The 16,339-nt window shown below is 55.1% G+C and carries 18 protein-coding genes; 6 read left to right on the forward strand and 12 right to left on the reverse strand.

Going from position 1 to position 16,339, the window contains the following annotated elements:
- Positions 1-3: 3 nt before the first annotated feature.
- The 3 genes from yggU to HMPREF1144_RS02955 are packed head-to-tail and all read right to left on the reverse strand — an operon-like array spanning position 4 to position 1,579.
- Positions 4-294, reverse strand: coding sequence for a DUF167 family protein YggU (gene yggU / locus HMPREF1144_RS02945; protein ID WP_004854155.1), 291 nt, complete (start codon positions 292-294; stop codon positions 4-6).
- The gene (locus tag HMPREF1144_RS02950) at positions 291-857 is read right to left on the reverse strand and encodes a YggT family protein (RefSeq protein ID WP_004105714.1); all 567 of its coding nucleotides are present in this window, start codon (positions 855-857) and stop codon (positions 291-293) included. Before HMPREF1144_RS02950 ends, yggU begins: the two co-directional genes overlap by 4 nt.
- A gap of 17 nt (positions 858-874) precedes the next feature.
- Positions 875-1,579 carry a YggS family pyridoxal phosphate-dependent enzyme gene (locus HMPREF1144_RS02955; RefSeq protein ID WP_009651823.1) on the reverse strand — a complete coding sequence of 235 codons (705 nt, stop codon included), beginning with the start codon at positions 1,577-1,579 and terminating at the stop codon, positions 875-877.
- Positions 1,580-1,595: 16 nt separating this feature from the next.
- On the opposite strand from HMPREF1144_RS02955, the gene HMPREF1144_RS02960 reads away from it, so the two are divergent.
- Complete coding sequence (locus HMPREF1144_RS02960; protein WP_009651819.1) at positions 1,596-2,576, forward strand: type IV pilus twitching motility protein PilT; 981 nt, start codon at positions 1,596-1,598, stop codon at positions 2,574-2,576.
- Between the two features lie 348 nt (positions 2,577-2,924).
- Positions 2,925-3,578 carry a LuxR C-terminal-related transcriptional regulator gene (locus HMPREF1144_RS02965; RefSeq protein ID WP_004854152.1) on the forward strand — a complete coding sequence of 218 codons (654 nt, stop codon included), beginning with the start codon at positions 2,925-2,927 and terminating at the stop codon, positions 3,576-3,578.
- A 55-nt stretch (positions 3,579-3,633) separates the two neighbouring features.
- On the opposite strand, the gene ruvX is transcribed toward HMPREF1144_RS02965, so the two are convergent.
- From ruvX to metK, 8 genes are all read right to left on the reverse strand, one after another.
- Entirely contained in the window at positions 3,634-4,050 is a 417-nt protein-coding gene (ruvX, locus tag HMPREF1144_RS02970) for a Holliday junction resolvase RuvX (protein WP_004854151.1), read from the reverse strand.
- On the reverse strand, positions 4,050-4,613 hold the full coding sequence (locus HMPREF1144_RS02975; RefSeq protein ID WP_004854150.1) for a YqgE/AlgH family protein: 564 nt from the start codon (positions 4,611-4,613) through the stop codon (positions 4,050-4,052). The genes ruvX and HMPREF1144_RS02975 overlap by 1 nt, the downstream gene beginning before the upstream one ends.
- Before the next feature lie 176 nt (positions 4,614-4,789).
- A complete protein-coding gene (gene gshB / locus HMPREF1144_RS02980; protein ID WP_004105704.1) occupies positions 4,790-5,737 on the reverse strand; it encodes a glutathione synthase in 948 nt (315 codons plus the stop codon).
- Positions 5,738-5,757: 20 nt separating this feature from the next.
- Positions 5,758-6,489 carry a 16S rRNA (uracil(1498)-N(3))-methyltransferase gene (gene rsmE / locus HMPREF1144_RS02985; protein WP_004854148.1) on the reverse strand — a complete coding sequence of 244 codons (732 nt, stop codon included), beginning with the start codon at positions 6,487-6,489 and terminating at the stop codon, positions 5,758-5,760.
- A 91-nt stretch (positions 6,490-6,580) separates the two neighbouring features.
- Positions 6,581-7,288, reverse strand: a complete 708-nt coding sequence (endA, locus tag HMPREF1144_RS02990; protein ID WP_009651825.1) for a deoxyribonuclease I — start codon at positions 7,286-7,288, stop codon at positions 6,581-6,583.
- Positions 7,289-7,382: 94 nt separating this feature from the next.
- Positions 7,383-7,883, reverse strand: a complete 501-nt coding sequence (locus HMPREF1144_RS02995) for a SprT family zinc-dependent metalloprotease (protein ID WP_032721606.1) — start codon at positions 7,881-7,883, stop codon at positions 7,383-7,385.
- Positions 7,884-7,958: 75 nt separating this feature from the next.
- On the reverse strand, positions 7,959-9,353 hold the full coding sequence (locus HMPREF1144_RS03000; protein ID WP_009651817.1) for a sugar porter family MFS transporter: 1,395 nt from the start codon (positions 9,351-9,353) through the stop codon (positions 7,959-7,961).
- A gap of 380 nt (positions 9,354-9,733) precedes the next feature.
- Entirely contained in the window at positions 9,734-10,888 is a 1,155-nt protein-coding gene (gene metK / locus HMPREF1144_RS03005) for a methionine adenosyltransferase (protein WP_004125136.1), read from the reverse strand.
- A 467-nt stretch (positions 10,889-11,355) separates the two neighbouring features.
- Here metK and HMPREF1144_RS32825 point away from each other — a divergent pair, with 467 nt between their 5' ends.
- The 4 genes from HMPREF1144_RS32825 to speB all read left to right on the forward strand — a co-directional run bounded on the left by HMPREF1144_RS32825 (position 11,356) and on the right by speB (position 14,838).
- Positions 11,356-11,505 (forward strand): hypothetical protein, encoded by a 150-nt coding sequence (locus tag HMPREF1144_RS32825; protein ID WP_155774231.1) that lies wholly within the window; start codon positions 11,356-11,358, stop codon positions 11,503-11,505.
- Between the two features lie 85 nt (positions 11,506-11,590).
- Positions 11,591-11,722, forward strand: a complete 132-nt coding sequence (yqgB, locus tag HMPREF1144_RS30910) for an acid stress response protein YqgB (RefSeq protein ID WP_075210876.1) — start codon at positions 11,591-11,593, stop codon at positions 11,720-11,722.
- Between the two features lie 8 nt (positions 11,723-11,730).
- Entirely contained in the window at positions 11,731-13,707 is a 1,977-nt protein-coding gene (speA, locus tag HMPREF1144_RS03010; protein ID WP_004854144.1) for a biosynthetic arginine decarboxylase, read from the forward strand.
- Between the two features lie 210 nt (positions 13,708-13,917).
- A complete protein-coding gene (gene speB / locus HMPREF1144_RS03015) occupies positions 13,918-14,838 on the forward strand; it encodes an agmatinase (RefSeq protein ID WP_004205166.1) in 921 nt (306 codons plus the stop codon).
- A gap of 3 nt (positions 14,839-14,841) precedes the next feature.
- Here the strand turns inward: speB and HMPREF1144_RS03020 are convergent, their stop codons facing one another.
- On the reverse strand, positions 14,842-16,053 hold the full coding sequence (locus tag HMPREF1144_RS03020; RefSeq protein ID WP_009651808.1) for an MFS transporter: 1,212 nt from the start codon (positions 16,051-16,053) through the stop codon (positions 14,842-14,844).
- Positions 16,054-16,339: the final 286 nt, after the last annotated feature.

Raw genomic sequence — 16,339 nt, forward strand, 5'->3', positions numbered from 1 at the left:
TGTTTATTCTTTCAGGGCGGCGACCCCATCGGGGATCTGCTGCGGATGAATGATTTTTATCTGTTTGTGGCGGCCCAGTTCGCCTTTCTCAATAAGCACCTGGCTTTTCGCTACGCGAAACTGTTTGGCGAGGAATTTTACCAGATGGGCGTTGGCCTGGCCGTCAACGGGAGGCGCGGTAATGGCGACTTTAAGCTCGTCGCCATGTAAACCAACGATGCTGTCGCGGCTGGCCTTAGGCTGAATATACAGCCGTAAGACCAACCCATCAGCGCAGGCTTCGACGGCACTCATAGCGCCATCCACAGCCCCGGAAGCAGAACGTTGCCGGTAGCCTGCAACAGTTCGGCGATACCCATGTTGATCACGTACAGTAGCAGAACCAGCACCATCGGCGAGAAATCAATGCCGCCCATCGATGGCAGCAGTCTGCGGATCGGACGCAGCAGCGGATCGGCCAACTGCATCAGGACATATTCCACCGGGCTGCGTCCCTGGCTTACCCAACTCATGATTGCCATGAGCAGGAGAACCCAGAAAATCAGCGATCCGACGGTTTTAATGAGGATCAGCAGCGCGGAGATCCAGATAATCGGCTGGAAGGTGACGACCATAAACAGCACGATAGCTTTCACGACGCAGAGAATAAAGGCGACCAGCAGGGAGGCGCTGTCGAGCGGCCCCATCGCCGGGATAATGCGGCGCAGCGGCCCAACGACAGGCTGCGTAGCCTTGACCACGAACTGCGAAAACGGGTTATAAAAGTCGCAGCGCGCCCACTGCATCCAGACGCGTAACAACACGACCATTGTGTAAAGCTCAATGACCGTTGAGAGCAGGAAAGTCAACGTCTTCATGGCGTTCCTCAGATTCCTTATTTTTTGCTGTAGTCGCGCGCGCCGAAAATTGCGGTTCCGATGCGCACCATAGTGCTGCCCGCCGCGATGGCGGCTTCCATATCATCCGACATTCCCAGCGACAACGTATCGACGGTAGGGTAGTGCGTTTTTAGCCGCGCAAATGCTACCGCCATTTGTTGGGCGACGGCAAACTGCCTTACATATTCTGACTCTGGCGCGGGAATGGCCATTAAACCGCGCAGCTGCAGATTCGGCAGTTTCGCGATCTCTGCCGCCAGCGCGTCCAGCTCGTCAACGGGAATGCCCGACTTGCTCTGCTCATCGCTAATATTTATTTGAATCAGTATGTTAAGCGGCGGCATTTGCGCAGGTCGCTGTTCGCTAAGGCGCATGGCGATCTTCAGGCGATCGACGGTATGGCACCAGTCAAAATGCTCGGCCACCAGACGGCTTTTATTGGACTGTAGCGGCCCGATAAAGTGCCACTGTAGCCCGGTTGCGCCCTTTTCCTGAAAGTAGCGGATTTTCTCCACGCCTTCCTGAACATAATTTTCGCCAAACGCGACCTGGCCTGCGGCCATCGCTTCTTCGATAGCGCCCGCAGGTTTCGTTTTACTGACTGCAAGCAATGTAACTTCTTCTGGAGCACGGCCGCAGCGTGCGGCAGCGGCTGAGATTTTGTCCCGGACCTGTGCCAGGTTATGCGCAATATCGTTCATATACCGAGGATGAGTTATGGAACTGGAAGAAATAGTGGCCCTTAGTGTAAAGCATAACGTCTCCGATCTACACCTGTGCAATGCGTCAGCACCGCGCTGGCGTCGCCAGGGCAAGCTGGAGCCTGCGCCTTTTACCTCTCCGGATATTGGCAAGATACTCGCTGATTGGCTCAACGCCGAGCAGCTCGCCCAGTGGCAGTCCTGCGGACAGGTCGATTTCGCGCTGGCTCCGGCCGGCGGCCCGCGCCTGCGCGCCAGCGCATTTGTTCACAACCGCGGTCTGTCGCTGGCCCTGCGTCTGCTGGCGGAAACCTGCCCGCAGCTGGCGGATCTCGGCGCACCTGCCGCCTTAACGGAGCTGCTCAATGAGGAGAGCGGGCTTATCCTGGTCACTGGCGCCACCGGTAGCGGGAAATCCACCACCCTGGCGGCGATGGTGGGCTATCTTAATCAGCGCCTCAATGGCCATATCCTGACGCTGGAAGATCCGGTTGAGTTTATTCATCGCAGCGAGCGCTGCCTGATCCAGCAGCGGGAAATAGGCCGCCACTGTCCCTCATTTGCCTCGGCCCTGCGCGCTGCGCTGCGTCAGGACCCGGATGTGATTCTGTTAGGGGAACTGCGTGACAGCGAAACGATCCGCCTGGCATTGACCGCGGCGGAGACCGGACATCTGGTTATGGCGACGCTGCATACGCGCGGCGCGGCACAGGCGGTTGAAAGGCTGGTGGATGTCTTTCCTGCCCAGGAGAAAGAGCAGGTTCGTAGCCAGCTGGCGGGAAGTTTATGCGCGGTGCTGGCACAAAAATTGTTTCCGGATACTGCTGGCGGAAGAGTTGCGCTATACGAGCTTTTGGTTAATACCCCGGCGGTGGCGAATTTGATCCGGGAGGGGAAAACGCATCAGCTGCCCGGCGTGATGCAAACCGGGCAGCAATTCGGGATGCAAACTTTTACGCAAAGCTTTCAGCAACGTACGGCTGCGGGTCTTTTATAGCTGCATCTTTTATATTCAGCCATCATACCAATGGCTTGTTATGATAATGTTTTATTAATGTTTGGTATCATTATTTTATATTACAAATAAGTACCTAAAATTAAGCCGAATAATGCACGCTATGAAAAATGAGTTGACATAAACCTCTCATAACCAGGAAAAAAGTTTGATAATCTTTTGACTCTCTTAAGGCATTCGATTTATGCTGTTTACAGGGATAGGAAAATTCCCATGGAATAATGTTTCAAGGTGTAATTTTGGTTTGATTTTATAAATACACCGGCGATCGTATTCTTGTTAATTCATTTAACCGCTATGAAGGCGGGAATCAACTAAGGAGAGTTTTAAGTGATTAATTTATCTGAGGATTCGGCTTTTTCTCACCAGGTTACTTTTATTACTCACCCCTCTATTCAAAGCAAAGCATTCGCAACCTGGCTGGCTGAGAGGTTATCTGCATCAGTCGTTCTGCAAAATATTAACAAACCCCTCGCGCAGCGTCTTTTGAAAGATTCTGTAATATTATTTGATATTGCGGTTTCAAATAAAAAGTTGAATAGCGTATGGCGTGACATTATTCGTCTGCAGGCGGATAACCCCCGTTTATTGATTATCAATAGCGCGCAAAAGTATGAGCTCTACGAAATGGCGCAGTGGCCAGCGCTGTACGGTGTTTTCCGTCATGACGATGATGAATCGCGCTTAATTGAGGGCGTTAAGGCTGTGCTGAACGGCGAACAGACGGCTGAATTGAGCGTGATGCACCCGGCGATGTATGCTGCGGATCATGTATCGGCGCCTGCGGAAAATTCACCGCTGACCGAGCGTGAATGTGAAATCCTGAATGAACTTCGCTGCGGGGCAACCAATCTGGATATTGCCCGCGCGCTGTTTATCAGTGAAAACACGGTGCGTACCCATCTGTACAACGTGTTCCGTAAGCTAAGCGTGAAGAACCGGACTCAGGCGGTTAGCTGGGCGAATGAGCATTTGCGCCACTAAAAATGAAATCATGATGATGGCGCCTGCCGCTGCGGTAGGGCGCCATCATTGATGTTCAGAAACCCTGCTCGAAGTAGCTTTCCAGAATAATGACTGCAGAAGCGGAATCCACGCTGCCTTTATTGAGCGCCCGGAATCCACCCTGTTCAAATAGCCCGGCTCTGGCTTCCACCGTGCTCAGACGCTCATCGTGCAGGATTATCTGCACGCCGAAGCGGCCGTGGATTTTATTCGCGAAGTTGCGCGCGCGCGCGGTCAGGGGCTGTTCCGTACCGTCCATATTCAGCGGCAGGCCGACAATCACGGCTTCGGGCTGCCACTCTTTGAGCAGCTTTTCGATAATATTCCAGTCGGGCTTACCGTCCTGCGCTTTCAACGCGGGAAGGGGGCGGGCAGTGCCTGTGATGCGCTGCCCTACGGCGACGCCGATGCTTTTGGTGCCAAAATCAAAGCCTAAAAACGTTCCGCTCATTACGCATGCCCCGCTGCGGCTGGCATCGTCACGATATCGATGCCAATGAGCTTCGCAGCCTCGCGCCAGCGGTCAGCTATCGGCGTGCTGAACAAAATATTTCGATCCGCCGGCGCGGTAAGCCAGGCGTTATCCAGAATCTCTTGCTCCAGCTGGCCTTTCTCCCAGGAGGCATAGCCCAGCGCAACCAGCACGTTGTCCGGCTGTTTATCCGTACCCAGCGTTTCGAGCACGTCGCGGGAGGTGGTGATCACCGTGTTATCGGAAATACGAATGCTGGAAGAAAAGTCGGAAGGCGGCGAATGCAGTATAAAACCCCGATCCTCGGCCAGCGGGCCGCCAACCATCACCGGTTTATCCAGGCGAATCTCGGGATTGCGCGGTTCAGGCGTAATTTTTAACTTCTCCAGGATCCCTTCAACCTGCAGATTTTCCATCGGCTTATTGATGATGATGCCCATGGCGCCGTCATCGTTATACTCGCAGATATAGACTACGGAGCGACGGAACATCGGGTCCTGGAGAGCAGGCATGGCAATTAGAAAGTGATGCTGTAAATTCATTGTCAGAGGTTCTGTTCCTGGTTCAAAAAAGCAGCACCCAGTATGCGGGTAAAGCAAGGGAGTGTCGATTCACTTTATCTTGCAGGCTCAAGGCGCGTTGCCGGTATGAACCTGAGCGTGAATCTCCTGAACTGGCTCCAGGCTACAGGCGCTGGCCTGCAGCCTGAATAAGCGCTTTATTTATTGAGGCGCTTCTCGATGGCATCCATCAGCATCCCGGTAATGGAAATCGGGAAGGCGGCTTCGATTTCACGTACGCAGGTGGGGCTGGTGACGTTAATTTCCGTCAGGCGATCGCCGATGATGTCCAGACCGACGAAGATTAAGCCTTTGGCCTTCAGCGTCGGGCCCACGCGGCGGGCGATGGCCCAGTCGCTTTCGGTCAGCGGGCGCGCTTCGCCACGACCACCGGCCGCAAGGTTACCGCGGGTTTCGCCGCCCTGCGGAATACGGGCCAGGCAGTAAGGAACCGGCTCGCCGTCAACCACCAGCACGCGCTTATCGCCGTCTTTAATGGCCGGTAGATAGTTCTGCGCCATGCAGTAGCGGCTGCCCAGCTCGGTCAGGGTCTCGGTAATCACGCCGAGGTTAGGGTCACCCTCTTTCACGCGGAAAATGGAGGTACCGCCCATGCCGTCCAGCGGCTTAAGGATGACATCGCCGTGCTTTTCCCAGAAGGCTTTCAGCTGAGCTTTATTGCGGGTGACCAGCGTTTCCGGCGTCAGCTCGGAGAACCAGGCGGTAAACAGCTTTTCGTTACAGTCGCGCAGGCTCTGCGGCTTATTGACGATCAGCGTGCCTTTCTCTTCGGCGCGTTCGAGGATGTAGGTCGCATAGATAAACTCGGTATCAAACGGCGGATCTTTACGCATCAGAATGACGTCCAGGTCCGCCAGAGGCAGATCCTGCTCGCCGTTGAACTCGTACCATTTGTCGTAGTTCTGCTCGACGCTCAGCTTGCGCGTACGGGCGCGGGCTTCACCGTTGATTAAGTACAGATCGTTCATCTCCATATAATGGAGTTCATAGCCGCGACGCTGCCCTTCCAGCAACATAGCGAAGCTGGTGTCTTTCTTGATATTGATGGTTGCGATGGGGTCCATCACGATGCCGAGCTTAATCATTGTTCTTCTCCGTTAACGCTTCAACCTAAGTCGCCAAAACGCACCTGCAGGGCGGTAATGGCAGTGAGCGCAGTTGTCTCTGTACGCAGAACGCGCGGTCCCAACAGGATATCAGTAAACTGGTAGCGAGCGGTCATCGCTATCTCTTCTGCAGAAAGCCCGCCTTCCGGGCCAATCAGCAGTCGGACGCGTTCGACCGGCAGCGGCAGCGTATTGATGCTAGCGCTGGCGCGAGGGTGTAAATTGAGCTTCAGGCCCTCGTCCTGCTCCGCGCACCAGGCTTCGAGCTGCATTGCCGGGCGGATCTCCGGCACCACGTTGCGGCCGCTTTGCTCGCAGGCGGCAATGGCGATTTTTTGCCACTGCTGAATCTTCTTGTGCAAACGTTCGGCGTCCAGTTTAACGCCACAGCGTTCGGAAAACAGTGGCGTTATGAGGCTTACGCCAAGTTCGATCGATTTCTGGATGGTGAATTCCATTTTTTCGCCGCGGGACATCACCTGGCCTAAATGGATATGCAGCGGGGATTCACGGTTATCCATTTTGCTGCTCTGAACGTCAACCAGAACGTTTTTCTTACCTGCCTCGACAATGACCGCCTCGAAGACCTGATTGCTGCCGTCAAAAAGCTCAATTGCCTGGCCTTTACCCATGCGTAAAACGCGACCGACGTGGTTGGCCGCGTCGTCGGAAAGGGCTATCTGGCTACCCGTGGTAATCGGTTCCGGGTGATGAATGCGAGGAATGCGCATGCTTGATATTCCGTTCTTTGCGCAGATATTCTCCTCCCCCATGGCAGGGGAAGGAGTGAAGCTGCAAATTAACAATTGCCGCTAGTGTAGGTTAGCTCTTTTGCGCCTGGCAAGCCTGCAGGACGTAAGGATTATGGTTGCCCTGAACTTTTGCAATACGCGCGTCGCGTTCGCACTCCCAGGTTGTTACCGGGTACAGCTTATCCCAGGCGGTAAACAGCTGGGTTTGCTGGCGGGAAAGATTGAGCTGGTAGCGGTCGCGCATATAGAAGTAGGTTCTGGCGATAGTGCCCCGGGCGCGAGCCGGCGGCTCGGCGACTTTCTCTTTAAAATCAACCTTCATCGCGCACTGGCCGTACTGGCCTTCGCCGCCGTTCCACTGGCTGTACATAAAGTTGGCGCGGTCGCCGTTGACCTCGCCGACCGCCGGCTGCAGGTTATGCATGTCGCTTTCCATCTTGCGGTATTCCGGGTCTTTAGCGCAGTTTTTGCGCCCGCCGTCCTGCCAGCACTGACGCTGATGGCCAAACTGCCATGCGGGAACCACATGCTCCCACTCGACCCGGCTGGCGCGATTTTCATTTTTACGCACTTTATAGCCACAAGATTCCAGGTCGATAACCCCCTTTTTTCCCTGCCAGTTGATTTTACAGCCGCAGTAGAAATCGCCGGGGGCGTCGGCATTGACCTTGACCCCAGCGGTCTTGGCCTGAGAAAAACTGTTGATTCCTTCCGCTGCAAGCGGGGCGCATACCGCCGCGCTGAGAAACGCGGCAGCAAAAATATGAATACGGGACATCGTTAACTCCGTGTCAAAACGAGCCCGCAACGTATCGAATGTGATTGCCAGACGCAATCAGTCAGATCAGAAAATTTCCAGTTATTTCCTGCGATTACTTTTCCGCCACCAGAACATTACCGCAGCGCACGCAGCGATAGGTGGCCTCCCCGCGCATCACGCGATTATGGCGGCGGACGGTAAGCTGGTGCTGCTGGCACTGGCAGCGGTAGGGGAAGGTATTTTTACGCACTGAATCGAGTTCGAAACGATGGGTGCGCAGAGCCGGAACGCCCAGCACGCTTTCCATCATCCATTTCCACTCTTTGCCGTGCGGCGCCACGCGGCCAAAGTGCTTCCATACCAGCAGGTGGGCCAGCTCGTGCGGCACGACTTCATCAATAAACGCCTGCTGGTTTTCCAGCAGCAGCACCGGGTTAAGGCGGATTTCATTTTTCTCCAGCCAGGCGGTACCGGCGGAAGTCCCCCGCTGCTGATAAACCAGCACCGGTTCAGGGTAGTGGCGTCCCAGCTTGAGGTTCGCTTTGGCAAGATTTTCCCGCAGGCTGCGCATAACGGCCTGTTGAAGGGCAATGGGAATTCGGGGTGTTTTCATAGCGCCAGAGGATAGTGCGGCGGGGTGAGGAGAGCAAGAAGAAGCTTCCTCCCGGGAGGGAGGAAGCGGGTTAGTCTAGTCGCGCGCGCCGATTTCGCGCAGCTTACGGCCTTTCATCAGGTTACGTTCGATATGTTCCAGCGAAACGTTTTTGGTTTCCGGGATCAGCCACAGGGTCAGGAAGATGAACAGGATGTTCAGGCCGCCATAGACCCAGAAGGTGTTGGCGCTGCCCAGCGAGTTCAGCATCGTAAGGAACGTTGCGCCGACGATCATATTGGCAATCCAGTTGGTGGCCGTCGAGCAGGTGATACCAAAATCACGTCCTTTCAGCGGCTGGATTTCGGAGCACAGCACCCAAATCAGCGGACCGGCGCTCATCGCAAAGCCGACGATAAACATCAGCAGCATCAGCACGGCAAAGTACTGCGCCGCCGCGGAGTGAATGCCGATATGCATCATGCTGCCCAGAACGCCCATGCCGAGCGCCATGACGATAAAGCCAAGGATCAGCGTCGGTTTACGACCCCAGCGATCGACCAGCCCGATGGCGATAAAGGTCGCCAGAACGTTGGTCAGCCCTACGATGACGGTTCCCCACATCTGTTCGGTGGTGTTGGTATAGCCCGCCAGTTCAAAAATCTTCGGCGCGTAGTACATGATGACGTTCATACCGGTGAACTGTTGCATCACCTGCAGCAGGACGCCGAGGAATACCGCACGGCGGAAGTTGCTGTTTTCTTTAAACAGCGACCAGCCGGACTGTTTTACCTTCAGGCTTTCGCGGATTTCATCCAGCTCGCGTTTCGCTTCAGCGCTGGTGTCGCGCAGGCGCAGCAGGACGCGTTCGGCGTCGACAAAGCGGCGCTTAGCGGCAAACCAGCGCGGGCTGTCAGGCAGGAAAACCACGCCAATAAGCAACAGCACCGCCGGGATAATAATCACCCCGAGCATCCAGCGCCAGGCGCCGCTGTAGCTGAATGCCGTATCGGAAAGATAGGCGCCGAGAATACCAATGGTAATCATCAGCTGATACATCGAAATCATGCTGCCACGGATTTTTTCCGGGGCGATTTCAGACAGATACAGCGGGGCGGTGTAGGAGGCGACGCCCACGGCCAGGCCGAGCAGCACGCGGGAGAGCAGCAGCACTTCCACGTTCGGTGCGGCGGCGGAGAACAGCGAGCCGGCAACGAACAGGATGGCGCCAATCATCAGGCTTTTTTTACGCCCGAGTTTGAAGGAGAGCCAGCCGCTGCCCACCGCGCCGACGGCGGCGCCGAACATCATGGAGCTGACCACCCACTCCTGAGTGTGGGCGCTTATCTGGAACTCGTTGGCAATAAAGGGTAAGGCACCCGCAATAACACCGATATCAAGGCCGAACAGCAGGCCAGCCAGTGCGGCGAGGAAACAGACAAAGAACGTCATCGTCTTGTTGGAACGCCCTTGTTTTTTGTTGTCAGGCATAACGCCCTCCGGTTGAGTTATTGATCTTGTCGATGCGTAGGGTAGGTAAATACGTCGTAAAAAAATGTGATAGTAATCACGGCTGTGTAATCGGTTACACTAGAGTAAAGAAACGTAATGACTATAAACGCATTTAAATCAGTGAATTAATTAAGTTTAGCTCAAGAAATTAAAAGCGCTAATCGGACTTTACTGAAATATTGTGTAACAAAGTGAAGGGTTATTACATTTTGCACGTATTAGGGGAGTATATTTGCGCTGTATATGATGTAATCGCTTCCATTTTTGACGAGCGGAAGGCAGGATTCGGCGTCAGCGGAGGGAAGCTAAAGTAAAAAGGCCAGCGCGGGGCTGGCCTTGAAAGCGGGGGAGTGCGGAGATTATTTCAGACCGGACGCTTCGCGCAGCTGGGCTGCTTTGTCGGTTTTTTCCCATGGGAAATGTTCGCGACCGAAGTGACCGTATGCCGCCGTCTCTTTGTAGATCGGGTGCAGCAGATCCAGCATCTGAATCAGGCCATACGGACGCAGGTCAAAGAACTCGCGCACCAGCAGGGTCAGCTGCTCAGAAGGCACTTTTTCGGTACCGAAGGTTTCAACCATGATTGAAGTTGGCTCCGCCACGCCGATGGCGTAGGAAACCTGGATTTCGCAACGATCGGCCAGACCGGCAGCAACGATGTTTTTCGCTACATAGCGCGCCGCGTAGGCCGCAGAACGGTCCACTTTAGATGGATCTTTACCGGAGAACGCGCCGCCGCCGTGGCGAGCCATGCCGCCGTAGGTATCAACGATGATTTTACGCCCGGTCAGGCCGCAGTCGCCCATGGGTCCGCCGATAACAAAACGGCCGGTTGGGTTGATAAAGAATTTTGTGGCGCTGTTCAGCCACTCGGTCGGCAGAACCGGTTTGATGATCTCTTCCATCACCGCTTCCTGCAGCGATTTCTGGTCGATATCTTCCGCGTGCTGGGTCGACAGGACTACCGCGTCAATCCCGACGATTTTACCGTCGTCGTACTGGAAGGTGACCTGGCTTTTCGCATCCGGGCGCAGCCACGGCAGAGTGCCGTTTTTGCGCACTTCAGCCTGACGCTGCACCAGACGGTGCGCATAGGTGATCGGCGCCGGCATCAGCACGTCGGTTTCGTTGGTGGCATAGCCAAACATCAGGCCCTGGTCGCCCGCGCCCTGTTCCAGCGGATCGGCGCGGTCAACGCCCTGGTTGATGTCCGGAGACTGTTTACCGATAGCACTCAGGACCGCGCAGGAGTTGGCGTCAAAACCCATGTCGGAATGCACGTAGCCAATTTCACGGACCGTGTTACGGGTGATCTCTTCAATATCAACCCATGCGCTGGTGGTGATCTCGCCACCGACCAGAACCATGCCGGTTTTGACATAGGTTTCACAAGCTACGCGCGCCTTCGGATCCTGTTCGAGGATCGCATCCAGCACGGCGTCGGAGATTTGGTCAGCAATTTTGTCGGGATGCCCTTCTGATACGGACTCTGACGTAAAGAGGTGTTTTGCCATGTTTTATTTCACCTGTGGACGATTCGGGTAGCTCATACTGTTGTGTAGAATGGCTTTGACGGATGACTCTACCAAAGCTTGCAGGTAGTGACACGAGCAGTCTGAGTGTTAATCAGTATAGATGGATTAACTTCTGGATGGCTATTTTAGGGCAGTTCTTGACCCCATTTCCAGCCTTTTTTGATATTCGTCGCATTTATAGAAAAAGGGCGGTGGCAATTTTTCCTGACAATACCCGGCAACGCGCATATTTTTATTTTGCTTTTTACCCCGCTTCTCGGTATAAAACGCCGCGCGCGGCTTATTAAAACAGCGCACGAGCACTCACCTCGTGACGCCACTTCCAGCCGGGTTAAGCAGTCTGTATTGACAGAGTCCCGCAGCGGCGTTTTCGCTGGCTGTCCGGAACCTATAGCTTTGGCTTGTCGCTGGCCCGATTCGGGGCAGTGTGGAGGTGATACCAGATAATGAACCCACGTTTTTCGCCTGATTCGTCGCGTCGTTCCGTCGCGCGTCACTACTCCTCAATCCGCATCTCTCTCATGCAAACCAGCCGATGTTCTACCCATCTCGGCGCTTCTCAGGATTCCCGGGCCGGCAGGCTGCTGGAAAACTGAACAAGGGCGCTCTTGCAATAGCAAGGGTTTTCTCGTGGTTTCTCCGGACTGTCATACTCCGTTCGGGTACGTGTTTTACGATGATATGAATAAGAAACCGGTCGCTCAGCCGCAAGACCAGCACTATCTACTGGGATTTCGGACTGTTTATGGGTTGTTATCGCTTCTTCGGATTGCGATAGTAGTCAACTGTTTTACACTTGTTACTAAAATTTGAGGTTCGCTATGTCTGACGACATGTCTTTATCTTCGCCTTCGTCAGCAGGCGATCACGGTGTACTACGTTCCATGCAGGAGGTTGCGATGAGCTCCCAGGAAGCCAGCAAGATGCTACGTACTTACAATATTGCCTGGTGGGGTAATAACTACTACGACGTTAACGAACTGGGCCATATTAGCGTCTGCCCGGATCCTGACGTCCCGGAAGCGCGCGTTGACCTTGCCGAGCTGGTGAAAGCGCGTGAAGCTCAGGGGCAGCGCCTGCCTGCGCTGTTCTGCTTCCCGCAGATTTTGCAGCACCGCCTGCGTTCGATTAACGCCGCCTTTAAACGCGCGCGCGAATCTTATGGCTATAACGGTGACTACTTCCTGGTTTATCCGATCAAGGTTAACCAGCATCGCCGCGTCATTGAATCGCTGATCCACTCCGGCGAGCCGCTGGGCCTGGAAGCGGGCTCCAAGGCCGAGCTGATGGCGGTACTGGCGCACGCCGGTATGACCCGCAGCGTGATTGTCTGTAACGGTTATAAAGACCGTGAATATATCCGCCTGGCGCTGGTGGGCGAAAAGATGGGCCACAAGGTCTATCTGGTCATCGAGAAAATGTCCGAAATCGCCATCGTGCTGGAAGAGGCCGAGCGGCTGAACGTGGTGCCGCGTCTCGGCGTGCGCGCGCGTCTGGCTTCGCAGGGCTCCGGTAAGTGGCAGTCTTCCGGCGGCGAAAAATCCAAATTTGGCCTCGCGGCGACCCAGGTTCTGCAACTGGTTGAAATTCTGCGCTCTGCCGGGCATCTGGACAGCCTGCAGCTGCTGCATTTCCACCTTGGCTCGCAGATGGCCAATATTCGCGATATCGCCACCGGCGTGCGTGAATCGTCGCGTTTCTACGTTGAGCTGCACAAGCTGGGCGTGAATATTCAGTGCTTCGACGTTGGCGGCGGTCTCGGCGTCGACTATGAAGGGACCCGTTCGCAGTCCGACTGCTCGGTAAACTACGGCCTGAACGAATACGCCAACAACATCATCTGGGCGATTGGCGATGCCTGTGAAGAGAACGGCCTGCCGCACCCGACGGTGATCACCGAATCCGGCCGCGCGGTCACGGCGCACCACACCGTGCTGGTATCGAATATTATCGGCGTTGAGCGTAACGAATATACCGAGGCGACCCCGCCCGCGGAAGACGCCGCGCGTCCGCTGCAAAGCATGTGGGAAACCTGGCAGGAGATGCAGGAAACCGGCAATCGCCGCTCGCTGCGCGAATGGCTGCACGACAGCCAGATGGATCTGCACGATATTCATATCGGCTACTCCTCCGGCACCTTTAATCTTCAGGAGCGCGCCTGGGCCGAGCAGCTGTATCTCAATATGTGCCATGAAGTGCAGAAACAGCTCGATCCCAGCAACCGCGCGCATCGCCCGATTATCGACGAACTGCAGGAGCGTATGGCGGATAAGATCTACGTCAACTTCTCCCTGTTCCAGTCGATGCCGGACGCCTGGGGTATCGATCAGCTATTCCCGGTGATGCCGCTGGAAGGGCTGAATATGGTGCCGGAACGCCGCGCGGTGCTGCTGGATATCACCTGCGACTCCGACGGCGCGATTGACCACTACGTCGATGGCGATGGTATTGCGACCACCATGCCGATGCCGGAATACGATCCAGAGAATCCGCCGATGCTGGGCTTTTTTATGGTAGGCGCCTATCAGGAAATTCTTGGCAACATGCACAATCTGTTCGGTGATACTGAAGCCGTTGACGTGTTTGTCTTCCCTGACGGCAGCGTCGAAGTGGAGCTGTCTGATGAAGGGGATACCGTCGCGGATATGCTGCAGTACGTGCAGCTCGATCCGAACACGCTGTTGACCCAGTTCCGCGATCAGGTGAAAAAGACCGATCTCGACGCTGACCTGCAGCAGCAGTTCCTTGAAGAGTTCGAGGCCGGTTTATACGGCTACACTTATCTGGAAGACGAGTGATCTATGCCCTCTCCGTAGCGGAGAGGAAAGAGGGAGAGAGAGTCCTGGTTCGCCACTTGCCAAACTCACTTGAACGCGTAGACATTTACGGCGATAATTCAGCCAACTAAGCAGTAAACTCATTCAAACCCTTCCTCGTCGGGCCTAACGACGCGGAAGGGTTTTTTTATATTTGTATTTCAATACAACGACTGTAAAAGAGGTCATACCATGAGCACCTTAGGTCATCAATACGATAACTCCCTGGTATCCAACGCATTTGGTTTTCTGCGTCTACCGATGAATTTCATGCCGTACGACAGCGATGCGGACTGGGTCATCACCGGCGTACCGTTTGATATGGCGACCTCCGGACGCGCGGGCGGCCGTCATGGCCCGGCGGCGATCCGCCAGGTGTCGACGAACCTTGCGTGGGAGCACAACCGCTTCCCGTGGAATTTTGACATGCGCGAGCGCCTGAACGTCGTGGACTGCGGCGATCTGGTTTACGCCTTCGGCGACGCGCGTGAAATGAGTGAAAAGCTGCAGGCCCACGCGGAAAAACTGCTGGCGGCAGGAAAACGCATGCTCTCTTTTGGCGGCGACCACTTTGTGACGCTGCCGCTGCTGCGCGCTCACGCGAAGCACTTTGGCAAAATGGCGCTGGTGCATTTCGACGCCCATACCGATACCTACGCTAACGGCTGCGAATTTGACCACGGCACCATGTTCTACACCGCGCCCAACGAAGGCCTGATCGACCCGAATCATTCGGTGCAGATCGGTATCCGTACCGAGTTTGATAAAGACAACGGCTTCACGGTGCTGGATGCGGGCCAGGTCAACGATCGCAGCGTTGACGATGTGATTGCGCAGGTGAAACAGATCGTCGGCGATATGCCGGTGTACCTGACCTTTGATATCGACTGCCTGGATCCGGCGTTTGCCCCGGGTACCGGTACGCCGGTGATCGGCGGCCTGACCTCCGATCGTGCGATCAAGCTGGTGCGCGGCCTGAAGGATCTGAACATCGTCGGCATGGACGTGGTGGAAGTCGCTCCGGCCTACGACCAGTCCGAAATCACCGCCCTGGCGGCGGCGACGCTGGCGCTGGAAATGCTCTACATTCAGGCGGCGAAAAAAGGCGAATAAGCCTCAGGCGCTCACTGCTGCTGCGCGACGCATGCGCAGCAGCAGCACGCCTCCGGCGCAAAGCGTCATCAGCTGTGATACCACCAGCACCGAGAATCCCGAGCTTACCGATCCCACCGACTTCATGACCATCCCCATCAGCAGCGGGATAAACGCTGCGCAGATATTGCCGATGCCATTAACAATGCCATAGGCGCTGCCGACCGCCTCCCGCGGCGCATGATGCTGCACGACCGCAGGGATCGCCGCGCCCTGCAGCCCCCAGAAAACGTTCGCCGCCAGCATAAACAGCGCCAGCATCGCCTGCTGGTGGCTGAGCATCAGCGCCAACACCGACAGAGCGGTCAGCAGGCCGCCGATAATAAACAGTACGGGCGCCTGCTCCGGGCGCATCTTATCGAGCAATACCCCGCCGAGAAATTTTGACCCCAGACTTAGCAGAAACGGAACCGCCGCCAGCAGGCCGGTGGCCTGCAACGAGAAGTGATGCTCGTCGCGTAGCCAGGCCGGTAGCCAGGCGCTGCTGCCCCACAGATAGCTGAGGGTGGCGATCTCCACCACCAGGATCCAGCCGAGCAGCGGCGTGCGCCAGGCGAGAGTAAAGGTTTTGATGATGCCGGGCTTCGCACGGCGTTCATTGACGACAGGGGCGGGCAGAAAGCGCCAGATTAATCCGCCGCCGAGCAGCAGGTTCAGCAGCGCCAGAGCGTAAAACGACCCCATCCAGCCGACGTGCGCCATCAGCCAGGTGACCAGCGGAAAGCCTATTGCCAGCCCGAGCGAGACGCCGAGGGCCGTCACGGCGTTAGGTTTACCAACCTCATCGGCGGCGAAGCTATCGCTGATAAAGCGGGTTTTCAGCGAGAATAGCGGCCCCTCGGCAACGCCGAGAACGATGCGCGCGATTAACATTCCCAGCAGCGAGCCCAGCAGCGGCGAAACCGCGCAAACCAGCGCCCATATTGCCACGCTGCTTAACAGTCCCTGGCGATAGTTGAGCCTGCTTTCTATAAGCGGAGTTAATATTAATGCCGACAAACCATAACCCAGGAGAAAGCATGTCATCAGCATGCCTTGTAACATTCTGTTTTCATTTAAATGAAAGTGAGCGGCGAATTCGGGGTTCAGGATCATTACCGAGATATTTACCCGATCGACGTAAGAAATAATTATTAACAAAAGTAACGCGATAGTACCTTGCCATCTTGCCGCCATGTTTTACCTCTTTTTTAAATTTAATACATTTTGGTTATTACTTTTTTGACGCCGGTAATAATCACCTGACTAAAATGGTTCACCTGTGAAACTCTTTGTTTTTTATGATTTAAATTGCCAGTTGTTTCATATGTGAAACAGCATGTTTTACCTTTTCGCTCATTTCTAACGATCATTATGAAAAGAAGTCAACAGGTGCATTTCATTTTTGAAGAGATAGCGTTATTTATAATGAAAGGGCACTTTAAATATCATCATTTCATCTGGCTGCTTTTTTTCGTGATCA

The sequence above is a fragment of the Klebsiella sp. OBRC7 genome (genome assembly GCF_000293135.1).
In the GTDB taxonomy this organism is placed as follows: domain Bacteria; phylum Pseudomonadota; class Gammaproteobacteria; order Enterobacterales; family Enterobacteriaceae; genus Klebsiella; species Klebsiella michiganensis.